Raw genomic sequence first — 11,652 nt, 5'->3', positions numbered from 1 at the left:
AAAAACCGTTGAAAAAAGTCGTTAGAACAGCAAACGATCAATCTGGGCGCCGGCCCTTGAGGGACAGGCGCATGGGCAGCGTCAGCGACGCCGGAGGCTTCTGGGTGGCACGCGGCGCACGCACCAGGGCGAGCATCTGGGCGTCGGTCTCGGCATCCCCGCTGGACTTGGCCACCACTGCCTTGGTCACCTCGCCTTCAGCGCCCAACCACAGGTCTATCTGTATCGAAAACGCTTTCTTGCGCAGTTCCGGGTCCTCGCGCATCAGGCGTTGGTAGGTACCGGCCAGGTACTGTTTGTAAGTACCGGTGCCCAACCCGCCGCCACCGCTGCCCGCCATGCCGCCGCCCTTGCCGGCACCGATGTTGAAACCGTCATTGCCGGACTGGGCATCGCCGTCGATCTGCATCGGGTTGGCTAAATCTTCGTTAGGCGAAGGCGGTGCTTCCTCGGCTGGCTTGACCTCTTCGGGCTCGGGGCTGGGCACCGGTTCCGGGACTTTTTCTTCGACCTGGGGCTCGGGCTCCTTGGGTTTCTCCGGCGGTGGTGGCGGCGGCGGTGGCAACGGAATAATCGTCGGCACCTTGGGCGCTTCGCGGCGCACGCCACTCATGTCATTGGCCCACTGCCATAAAAACCAAGCTGCCACGGCGCCCAGCAACAGGCCGGCGCCCCACTTCAGCGGGCGCAACGGCGGTTTCTTCTTCACGGGCAACGGCGCGATCGGGATCTGTGCGGTCATGACTCAGCCCTGGCTCGGTTTGCCGGTGACCAGCCCGACCTGGGACAGCTCCAGCCGACGCAGCAAATCGAGCACTTCGATGACTTTCTGGTACTGCACCATCGCGTCGCCGCGCACGATCACCGGGAAATCCGGGTTCAGCGCTTTCTCGATACGCAGGCGCTCTTCCAGCTCGCCGAGGGTCACCGGGTAGGCGTCGAGGAACACCTGGCCGCCGTCATTCACGGAGATCGCCTTGGTCTTGGCCTCCGACAACGACACCGAGGCGCTGGCCTTGGGCAGGTGAATCTGGATGCCCGAGACCTGGGCGGTGGCGGTGAGGATAAACATCACCAGCACCACCATCAGCACGTCCACCAGGGGCGTGATGTTGATACTGTCGACGGCGGCGTCATCGTCATCGTCGTGGGAGGCATTTACGGAAGCCATGGTGATTCTCCTCAGGCCGGAACCGCGGCGTGATGCTCGCGGCGGTGCGCGGCTTCACTGTGCTGGCTCTCGCCATGCATCTCCGCCAGGCGGGTGATGAACTCATCGACGAACACGCGCATGTCGGCGCTGACTTCCTTGTTGCGCGTGATCAGGCGGTTGTAGCCAAACAGCGCGGGGATCGCGACGAACAGGCCCATGGCCGTGGCCAGCAAGGCCGCCGCCATGCCCGGGGCGATGGCGTTGATGTTGACGTCACCGGCCATGGCCGTGCCGAGGAACACCACCATGATCCCCAGCACCGTACCGAGCAGGCCGATATACGGGCCGCCAGCGATGGCGTTGGACAGGGTCGACAGCTTGGCGCTGAGCTGCTGGTTTTCACGGGTGCGTACGCCGTCCATGGAGCAACGGATGGCTTCGATGGTGGCGGCCGAGACCGACGAGGTGTCGGCGCCCTGGGCGCGGCGGGTGCGGATCTCCTTGACCGCCACCAGGTACAGGCGCCACAACGAGGAATGGCGCAGACGTTCGCCCAACTGGGCGTCGTCGGCATACATCTCCAGGCGCGTGCCGATCTGTGCAAAGTGCTCGCGGAAGATCTCGTTGGCACTGCTCACACGGCTGACTTGGCGGTTCTTGCGCAGCATGATGACCCACGACTGGAACATCATCGCCACCAGCACCAGGATGATCACCCAGGCGTCCACCGGCACGGCGTTGAGCAGGAAGCCCAGGCTGCCAAAACCGAAGCCCGACTGTTCTTCATCCACCCCGTAGGCCACCAGTTTCGACTCGGCGCCCTGGGCATTGGCATCGGCCAGCAACAGTGCGCCCGGGCGTGCCACCTTGGACAGGCGCAGCTCATCGATGGCCCCGGCGAACGGCAGGTGCGTGCTACCAGCGTCTGGCAGGTCGGCACCAACCGCCAGTTGCGTATTGAACGCCGGCAGGGCCACGGCGAGGGTCGCGGTTTCGCGGCCGTTCACATACAGCGTGATCTTTTCGCCCTCGGCGGTGAACGCCAGGTGCTGCCATTGGCCGGGGTTCAGCGGCTGGGTCGACACGCCGCGCTGGCCGTCGACGTCAACAAACGGCATGCCCTGGTTCACGCCCAGTAACAGGCTATGGGGGCCGTCGCGGCGGGCCAGCACCACTTGCTCACCACTGGCCTGGTCCAGGCGCAGCCAGGCGCTGGCGGTGAAGGCGCCGCCGGCGGCGTGTTGCAACGACGGGCTGGCCGGCAACAGCAACGGCTGGCCGGCGAACTGCAAGGCGCGGCCGATCACGCCATCGATGCTCGCGCCGCTGGCGTTAACCGAGGTATTGGCGTAGGCCGTGGTGTCCCGGGCCGGCGTGCCGTTGGCGCCGTCAAAGTGGTAGAGCGCGGTGTAGTTCGGATCAAATGTCAGTTGCCCGTTGGCTGTGGCCGGGGCCTTCTGGTTGCCGTAGTACATCCACAGGTCCTGGCGCTGGCCGCCTTCGACCTTGGGCACATCGACCCAGATCAGCGCCATGCCCATCAGCGGGTCGAAGCTTTCGATCTGATGGTTGAACACGGTCTTGTCATCGGCACTCACAAAGCGCAGGTCGGCGCCGTCGTCCTTGACCCCGTCAAAGGTGAAGTTGCCGGTGTGCAGGCGCACCAGCAGCGCAGTGCGGCCCAGGGCCTGGCTGATCGCGGCGCCTTGGGCGGTGGTGTCTACCGAGATCTGCTTGCGGTAGTGCCAATCGTCTTGCCACCAGGCATGGGCGGTGGCCGGGAGCGCGAAGCCCAGGCAGATCAACAGGCTCAGGATTAGGCGTTGCATGGGTGAAATCTCCGGGAGAAAAAGTCAGAAAGTCGCCTGCACACTGAAGTGCAGTCGCGAGTCCTGTTTCTGGGTGTTCGGTCCATCGAGCAGCGGGTAGCCCCAATCCAGGCTGCCGGACAACCATTTGCTCAAACTGGCGCGGGTGCCCAGGCCGACACTGGCCAGGCTGTATTCGTCTTCCTGCTCGGGCAGTGGGTCGTGCAGACGCATGCGTGCGCCTTCGGCGAAGGCGTAGAAGCGCCATTCCTGCACGTAGCTGCCGAGGAACTTGGCCAGGGACGGGGTGCGCAATTCCTGGGAGAGCAGATAACCGTCATCCCCCGTGCGCTCGGCCGCCAGGTAACCGCGCACCGAGGTGGCGCCGCCGGCGGAGTACTGCTCGTTGGACACCAGCGGCCCCGAGGCCAACTGGAAGCCGGCCTTGGAGGCGGACTGCCAATCGTTGGCGAAGGTGTAGGTGTAATTCAGGTCGCCCTTGAGCACGGCAAAACTGGCGCTGGCCTTGTAGCGTTTGTAGTCGAACTCCTCGGCGTCGCTGCCGTAGCCGAAAAACGCACGCGTGCCCACCACCAGGTTCAAGCCCAGGCCCAGTTGCGATTGCTCGGTGTAGCGATAGCCGTTGTAGCCGAAGTTAAACGGTGCGTATTTGAGCGGCACCTGGTCGCTGCTGGACCCGAACTTCATCTCCTCGTCGAAATCCTTGAAGTCGATGCCGAACGAGAACGAGTTGGCCCAATTACCGGCGGCCGGCAGGCTGTAGATCGCCGACACCCCGTAGGAGTGGCCCTTGCCCAACACGTTGCTGCCGCCGATGGTCGCGATATTGCTGTCGGACTGGTAGCCGGAGAACTGCAGGCTCCATCGCTCGTTCAGCGGCGCGGTGTAGGAGCCCGACCAGACCTTGGCATTGTCGGTGTCCTGGGGGGCGGTGAAGTAGGTCAGGGAAATGCTGTGGCCCAGTTGCCACAGGTTGTCGTAGCCGAGGGTCGCGACTGAGCGCAGTTTTTCGGTGTCGGCGCTGTAGTCGTTGTTCAGACCGATGCTGGCGTGCCAGGGGTTCTGGTCCTCCACCTGCAGATCCACATCCATGGTGCCCGGGCGCTGGCCTTCACGCACCAGCGGCGTGACCTGGCGCCCGGCCCCACGGTTAAGGCCGGCGAGCTGGGTTTGCACCGTGGCAAAGTCCGGCACCGTGCCCTCCTCCAGGCCCGGCACTTGCTCGCGGATCTCCACCGGCGAGTAATGCTTGGCGCCGACCACTCGCACGCGGCCGACCTTGGTTTCGCTGACTTGCAGGTAGACGATGCCGTCATCGACCTTCTGCTCCGGCAGCTCGACAAACACCGACTGATAACCGCGCGCCTGGTAGATTTTCTGCAGCGCATCACGGGCGCCTTCGATATCGTCCAGGGTCTTTTGTGGCCCGAGAAACGGGTACACCGCCTCCTCGATCGTCGCCGCATCGAGCACGGTATTGCCGCGCACGAAGTACTCGTTGACGTCCACCTTGCGCGCCGTTTCCTCCTCGGCCCGCGCGGTTTGCGTCAAGCTCCCCAGCGTCACGCAACACAGCGCCAACGTTAATTTGAACAGATGCTCCACACCGCCCCCTGACCTTGTATTTTTATGCGCCGCCGGTTGCACGGCGTACGGCCTGCTCAATTGCTGGATATCGAGGTGCTGCCATGCCGTGCCAGCCAGGTGTGCAACAGGGCGAAGTTCAAGGAGAACTCCGGCATGTGCAGCAAGGCGCCACAAAACACGTCACCGATGATTTTCTGGATAAGTTGCACCGCGCGCGGGTTGTCCAGCAGCGTGGCGATGTCGCGGGTGAGCACGTGGATGCTCCAGACCTTCTGGTTCAGGTCCAGGCCGACGAACCAACGGAACAGCAGGTTGTAGTTGAGCTGTTCATGCAGTTGCTGTTCGCTGGGCACGGAATACAACAGCTGCAGCAGCAGGATCTGCAACACGGTCTGTGGCGCAATCGACATCGTGGGTTCGGCCGCCAGCCAGTCACGATGCTGGTCCAGTACTTCATCGATCTGCGGGCGCAGCAGCACCAGGGAATGGCCCGCCGGGATGAAGCTGGCGACTTCCTTCAAGGCGCCTTGCCAATCCTCCTGGGAGACGATCCATACCCACGGCGCGCCGTAGCGATAGACCGACACCGGCTTCTTGCGCGCCGCTTCGACGATCTTCGACAGGCGCTGATCGAGCTCCTGCATGCCGACTTTCGAGTAACGTTCCATAGTTCCCATCGCCCCACTCCTGGCATCCTGCTGGCGGTTGAAAAAAACGCCGTGCTGACGTTGTCAATCGCGATACAAAGGAGAGACGGGAGTGGCCAAGGACTACCGAACTTTTGTCATGAAAGCTTCATTTTTTGCGGTTGGGGGGTGGTATTAGAGGGGGTTCCGCTCTTAAAGCGGGTCACTTTGGAAACGCCCGAATGCCGGCCCAGCCCGAAGCAACCAAAAGGCTCGTGCCCCTCGGCCAGGCGGTGTGTAGAGCTCCAAAAGTGGGAGCGGGCTTGCTCGCGAATGCGGTGTATCAGTTAACACATGTATATCTGATGCACCGCATTCGCGAGCAAGCCCGCTCGCACATTTTTGACCTGAGTTCGGCTTGAGAAACCGCTCGGCTCTCAGGCCGCCGTGCTGTGCTTTTGATCTTAGGCGCCCCATCAAACACGCTGGCCGCGCGCAGGTTTGAACCCGTGGGTAACCCGACAGGACGCCGGGTTAGCCGTTACCCAAATAACAGATATACACGCCGTCACATATACAAAGGCAACTCATAAGACTTCTTAACCGTACGTACCACCAACGTAGAAGAATACGTACGAATCGGAATTTCCCGATAAGTCTCCAGAAACCGATAGATATACTCGGTGTACTCCGTAGCATCGCGAAACTTCGCAACCATCACAAAATCAAACTCCCCGGTCATCAAGTAACAATCCTGAATCTCCGGATGACTCGCAAGAATATGCTGCATCCTGCGATCAATATCATGGCTGTCCTTATCCAGCTTGATCAGGAAAAACGCCGTCACCTGGATACCCAGCTTGCGCTCATCCAACACCGCCACTTTAGCCTTGATAATCCCCACGCTTTCCATCCGGCGAATCCGCCGGTAACAACTGGTGGATGACAGCCCCACGCTGTCGCTCAACAAGTCCAGGCTCTGGCCGCAATCCTTTTGCAGCCGGCCCAGGATCTTCAGATCCATGGCATCGGTCATCGGTCCAATTCATCCTTGAGAAATTGCAATAAATACGTCGCCAAGACGCACCAATTTGCACAAATCCTGCGCAGAGGCTGGTTAACCTCGATTCAGCTTAGCAGCCCGGCCAACACCTGGCCTCGGGGCGGCATGAGAGGGATCTTATGATAGTCGCGAAACCGACATGGACCGCTGATATCCAAGGACTTTTCAGCGCGCCCTACTGGATACCCGCCACCGAACGCGCCGCTGTAGCCGCCACGTGGGTAGGCTGCATGAATGCCTACGAGGTGTTCCTCGAAGACCCGGGCTCGGTAAAAACCTGGTCGCAAACCATCTACCAGCACCTCGCCTCGCGCAACATGCCGCTGACCACCGACCCGCAGCAATTCTGGCCCATCGATGCCCTGGAAACCTTTCGCCAATGGGTCAACCAGGGCTGGCGGCTCGACGCCGACTCACCGTTCGACGTGGCCGAGCGCATCCCCCCGCCGACACTGCCGCAGCCCGTCCAACGCGTGCGCCAGGACATCCGCGCCCTGAGCCCGGAGCAATTGAACCGGTACCGCGCGCGCCTGGACGATGTGATGCACATCGGCGATCCGGACAGCGGCGCGCCCTGGCAGCGTTACGCCTACATCCACACAAACTGGTGCCTGCATTACCAGGAAGCGTTCGCCCTGTGGCACCGCGCGTATCTGCTGTACCTCGAAGCCCTGATCGACTGCCCGATCCCTTATTGGGACTGGATGGCCGCCGACGCCAGTGTCGACGGCAGCCCTCAAGCGGGCCTGCCCCAGGCGTTCCTCGATGAAACCTATGTGCACCCGCACACCGGCGAGGTGCGGCGTAACCCGCTGCGCTACGCGGCAGCCAAGGATGGCCGCTCCAAAGTGTGCGCGCGCGGCGACGTCGACGGCGTGGACTGCCTGTACGTACAACGCAACCCGCTGTTCTACACCCAAGGCGAGGCGTTTCGCATCGAACGTACGCGCCTGTATGGCATGAGCCGGATCTTCCAGCAGCAAGTGGTCGACGCGCTCGCCTTCAGCACCTTCAGCCAGCCCCAGGGCGTGCCGGGCTACCCGTGGGCCAACATCACCAGTTTCGACCCGCCGCAACCGGACAACCTGTACCCCAACCGCGCGCTGAATTTCGACGGGCTCTACGAGCAGCCCCACGACAACTACCACGGCTGGATCGGCGGCGACATGGCCGACAACGCCTACACCGCCTTCGACCCGGTGTTCTGCTCCTACCACGCCAATATCGACCGCATGCTGGAAGTGTGGATTCGCGCCAACCCCGCCGCGCAGTACACCACCCAGTGCGTGCTGCAACCGTTCGCCGGGCGTGAGGCCAACAGCGTGAACTTCACCAGCGCGGACGCCTGGTGCTACACCACCCTGGGCGACATGGCCCAGGACAGCCGGCATATCGGCTACGACTACGGCGCGCCCGTGGCGCCCCAGTTCGGCGCGACAAAAACCTGCTGCCAGGCACACGCAGCGAGCACCGGCCCGTGGGTGGTGTTCGACCATGTGCGCTGCACCCACGACACCTTCCTGATCGATGTATTCCTCAACCAGCCCGACGCCAGCGTGCACCACGTCAGTGCGGACAACCCCCATTACGTCGGGCGTTTCAGCCGTATCGGCATGGGCCTGGTGGATGACAAGGGCCGCTGCATCACCCAGGGCGTCTCGCGGGCGCTGAACGCCGCACGCAGCGCCAAGGCCCTGAGCCTCACGCCCACCGACGCGGCGCAGTTATCGCTGATCGTGACCCATCTCGATAGTGGCCAGGTATTGGCGCCCGACGCTTACGCGCCGCTGCCTGGCTTTATCGCCCAACTGGTGTGGGACGACCCACGCCTGACCGCCGCCGGCCCCGCTCCGAGGGCCGGTTGCTGCTCCACCTCCGCCAACACCAACGCTGGAGAACCGACATGAGCACACCCTTCACCCAATTCACCTCCCCCGCCGAACAGGCGCCCAAGGACTACAACAAGCTGGGCCTGGAAGACCAGCTATCCACCTTCGAAACAGACTGGAACAACAACGTCACCGGCTGGACCCAGATGTCGGTCATCGGCAACCCCTGGTCCAACCTCAACGACGCGCCGCGTTCGGGCTATTACAACCCCATCGAAAGCGGCTACGGCACACAGACGCCGCTGACCATCACCTGGCAGCCCTTCCCCAACCGGCTGTGGACGTTTTTCTACAATAACGGCGCGGCCGTGGTGCCCCAGCTGGGGGGCCAAGCCATGACCCTCGACCAGGTGATGGAACTGACCGACCACGGCCAGATCACCCTCAATGGCACCCTTTATTCGCTGTATCCGGACCCCGCCGCCACCCAGCTGCAGATCCCCAGCGTGCTGTGCAAATCGATCAACTGGAACGGCCCCTACGCCGACTTTTCACCGTCGGGCCCACGGGGCTGGCTGGATGAGTATTGCGAGTGGTCGATCACCCGCGACCCCGACGGCAACATGCGCAGCATCATGTTCACCAGCGAAAACCCGGCCTACTTCCTGACCATGTGGAATATCGACCCGAACGCCGTGCTCGGTCTGTACCAGGCGTATGTCGACCCCCAGGTGAAACTCGAAGACCTGTACCTGCGCTACACCGCCAACGGCCCGACCGGTAACGCCGGCGACCCGGTGATCGACGCAACCACCGGCCGCCCGGCCTACGACACCGTGAACAAATGGAACAGCGGCACCGTACGCATCCCGGGCGTCTCGGGCGGCGCCATGCACCTGACCTCCGGCCCCAACACCCTGAGCGCCGAGATCTACCTGGCGGCCGCCGCGACCATCCTGCGCCCGCTCAACAGCAGCCGTAACCAGCAAAGCCTGATCTGCTGCGCCCAGTACGGGCAGAACTATCGCAACTCCGATCCACACATCGGCTTCTCGGCCAACCAGGCGGCGGTGAAAAACCTGATCTCGCTGACCAACCCCATCGGCCTGTACCTGCAACAACCCACTTCCTTCAGCGGCTGGAAAGGCCCTCAGGGCCAGGATGTGAGCAGCTACTGGCGCGTCACCCGGGGCACCGCCGGCACCGGCCCGAACAAGTCCGACCAGATCCTGCAGGCCGTATTCGAGGTGCCGGCCAGCGCGGGGTTCTCGATCAATGACATCACCATCAACGGCACGCCAATCAACTACGTGTGGGTGATTGCCGACCAGTTGGACGTGGCCCTCAGCGTGACCCCGGCGCCGCTTGCCGAAACGCCCAAGGAGTGCGACTGCGTGGCGGCGAATAACACCGATGCGCAACCCTGGCCGGTGCAATTGCTGCCGCTGGACCTGTTCTATGGCCAGTCCCCCAGCGACTTGCCGACCAGTTTCGCGCCCGGCACCTCGGGCCAGTTTGTGCTGGTGGTGCAAGGCGCCGACCCGAACACCACCGTGGCGGATGCGCGGGTGCAGTTCTCCAACCCTGGCATCACGGCCCAGGTCACGCAGTTCTTGCCTGACGCCTCGGCGATTCCCGGGCAAACCGACGGCGGCGGCACCCAGGGCTACATCATGACCGTCACGGTCAGCAGCACGGCCGCACCGGGGCTGGTGACCGTCCGGGCCCTCAACCCCAGCGAAGCCGCCAACCCCAGTGCCACCGAACACCCGTGGGAAAGTGGCCTGGCCTTGGTGCCCGGCGCCTGACTCCCTCTCGCCGCCCACGCCCGTGGGCGGCCTCCCCGCTAGCCTTGAGCAAGGAACGCGATCATGTACAGATGGCCCCGCTTGAGTGTGTTGTGCTGGATAACCTACGCCCTGCTGCTGGTTCCACCACCGGCCAGCGCCGCCTCGGACGCCCAGACCTGCGTCAGCCAACTGGTGTTCGACCCCACCAGTGGCGGCTTCCTGCCGGTGAATAATTTCGGCACCGAGCAGGCCTTTCTGAATTGTTTTGGCTGGCAGCTGTTTATCGCCATGAACTGGCCGGTCAACCCCGGGTGGCCCGCCAACCCGAGCCTCGCCGGCGAGCCGGACACCCAGAGCAGCGCCGCCCAATTCGGCGTGCCGACCACGCCCGGGCAACCGATGAGCAACGCCCCGGTGTGGGCCAGTTACAAGGACGCCAGCGAGATCTTCCTGCCCGGCGCACCCAAGCCGTCCGGCTGGGGCGTAGAAACCCTGGTGCCGTCCAATTGCACGGCGACCGGCAACCTCAAGGCATTCTCGAGCGGCGCGCGCAAATTCATCACCGCCACTTCGGAGAGTGCGATCAACCGCAAGCACCGCTTTCACTTGTCCAGCGGTACTCGGGTGACCCTGCCGGATTCGATCATGGAAGCGTCCGGCGGCTGGCTGACGGACCAGTCGGGCAACCTGGTGTTTTTCGAACGCAAGGTCGGCAAGGCCGAGTTCGACTACATCGTCGATAACGGCCTGTACGACGCCGCCAACCAACTGGTAGTCGCGCAGAACAGCGACAACCGCCACCCCGCCGGCCTATCGCTGCCGGCCGGCAAGCTGGTGCGCGAACTGCCGGACAAGGCGCTGCCCCAGGAGGAATTGGGCGCCCTGGAACTCAAGGCCGCCTGGCGCGTACTCACCAATAAACCGCAGCTGTACGGGCGCTACCTCACCACCGTCGCCTGGCTGCAACGCCCCGACACGCTCACGTGCACTCAGGAAGTGGTGGGCCTGGTGGGCCTGCATATCATCAACAAGACCCAGACCCAGCCAAACTTTATCTGGAGCACGTTCGAGCAGGTCGACAACGTGCCCGACGGCGGCGCCACCCCGCCCGAAGGCTACAGCTTCAACAACCCGAACTGCACCGGCAGTGCCTGCACACCCAACGTCGCCCGGGTGCAATGCGACGCCAGCCACACGCCCCCCAACTGCACGCCCCTGGATCAGCCGGTGCAGGCCACGCGGGTCAACGCCACACCCCAGGACATGCAGGCACTGAACACCGCGGTGCAACAGACTTTCGCCCAGCAGAGCCAAGGCCAATCGGTATTCCAGTACTACAAACTGGTGAATGTGCTGTGGTCCAAGACCCCCAACGCGCCGAATGAGCCAGGGCCGGGGCCGAATGTGCAGACGCCGTTGTCGTATGGGCCGTTTGTCAGCGATCAGAGCGCGGTGGTGGCCAATACCACCATGGAAACCTACGTGCAGAACGATAACTGCAACGCCTGCCATCAGTACGCGGCGATTGCCGGCACCAGCGGGCTGGCTGCGGACTTTTCGTTCCTGTTCGGCAATGCCGACTCGGCGAAAAATACGCGCCTGATCAAACGCATCGAGGCGTTCAAAACTCTTAAGGATTAAGAACTGGTACTTACCCATGTGGCGAGCGGGCTTGCCCGCGTTGGGTTGCGAAGCAGCCCCAAAACCAGGCGCTGGGTTCTTTCAGGAAAACCTCAGCGCTTGTACTGGGGCCGCTTCGCAGCGCAACGCGGGCA

9 protein-coding genes are annotated in these 11,652 nt (G+C 63.1%); 3 read left to right on the top strand and 6 right to left on the bottom strand.

Going from position 1 to position 11,652, the window contains the following annotated elements:
- Window positions 1–37 precede the first annotated feature (37 nt).
- The 6 genes from CXQ82_RS11490 to CXQ82_RS11460 form a co-directional block, all read right to left on the bottom strand.
- Entirely contained in the window at window positions 38–742 is a 705-nt protein-coding gene (locus tag CXQ82_RS11490) for an energy transducer TonB (protein WP_101268935.1), read from the bottom strand.
- 3 nt (window positions 743–745) lie between these two features.
- A complete protein-coding gene (locus tag CXQ82_RS11485) occupies window positions 746–1,171 on the bottom strand; it encodes a biopolymer transporter ExbD (RefSeq protein ID WP_010211136.1) in 426 nt (141 codons plus the stop codon).
- A gap of 11 nt (window positions 1,172–1,182) precedes the next feature.
- A complete protein-coding gene (locus CXQ82_RS11480; RefSeq protein WP_101268933.1) occupies window positions 1,183–2,982 on the bottom strand; it encodes a DUF2341 domain-containing protein in 1,800 nt (599 codons plus the stop codon).
- A gap of 24 nt (window positions 2,983–3,006) precedes the next feature.
- A complete protein-coding gene (locus CXQ82_RS11475) occupies window positions 3,007–4,587 on the bottom strand; it encodes a ShlB/FhaC/HecB family hemolysin secretion/activation protein (RefSeq protein WP_101268931.1) in 1,581 nt (526 codons plus the stop codon).
- Window positions 4,588–4,643: 56 nt separating this feature from the next.
- The gene (locus CXQ82_RS11470) at window positions 4,644–5,237 is read right to left on the bottom strand and encodes a transposase (RefSeq protein ID WP_101268929.1); all 594 of its coding nucleotides are present in this window, start codon (window positions 5,235–5,237) and stop codon (window positions 4,644–4,646) included.
- A 526-nt stretch (window positions 5,238–5,763) separates the two neighbouring features.
- Window positions 5,764–6,219: an Lrp/AsnC family transcriptional regulator gene (locus CXQ82_RS11460; RefSeq protein WP_101273766.1), complete on the bottom strand. Its 456-nt coding sequence runs from the start codon at window positions 6,217–6,219 to the stop codon at window positions 5,764–5,766.
- Between the two features lie 158 nt (window positions 6,220–6,377).
- On the opposite strand from CXQ82_RS11460, the gene CXQ82_RS11455 reads away from it, so the two are divergent.
- The 3 genes from CXQ82_RS11455 to CXQ82_RS11445 all read left to right on the top strand — a co-directional run bounded on the left by CXQ82_RS11455 (window position 6,378) and on the right by CXQ82_RS11445 (window position 11,518).
- The gene (locus CXQ82_RS11455) at window positions 6,378–8,165 is read left to right on the top strand and encodes a tyrosinase family protein (protein ID WP_101268925.1); all 1,788 of its coding nucleotides are present in this window, start codon (window positions 6,378–6,380) and stop codon (window positions 8,163–8,165) included.
- Window positions 8,162–9,895, top strand: a complete 1,734-nt coding sequence (locus CXQ82_RS11450; RefSeq protein ID WP_101268923.1) for a hypothetical protein — start codon at window positions 8,162–8,164, stop codon at window positions 9,893–9,895. Before CXQ82_RS11455 ends, CXQ82_RS11450 begins: the two co-directional genes overlap by 4 nt.
- Before the next feature lie 63 nt (window positions 9,896–9,958).
- Window positions 9,959–11,518 carry a hypothetical protein gene (locus tag CXQ82_RS11445; protein WP_101268921.1) on the top strand — a complete coding sequence of 520 codons (1,560 nt, stop codon included), beginning with the start codon at window positions 9,959–9,961 and terminating at the stop codon, window positions 11,516–11,518.
- Window positions 11,519–11,652: the final 134 nt, after the last annotated feature.

The organism is Pseudomonas sp. S09G 359 (assembly GCF_002843605.1).
Classification (GTDB): Bacteria; Pseudomonadota; Gammaproteobacteria; order Pseudomonadales; family Pseudomonadaceae; genus Aquipseudomonas.
Note: the sequence above shows the minus strand (reverse complement) of the source record. Positions and strands in the feature narration are given on the sequence as shown.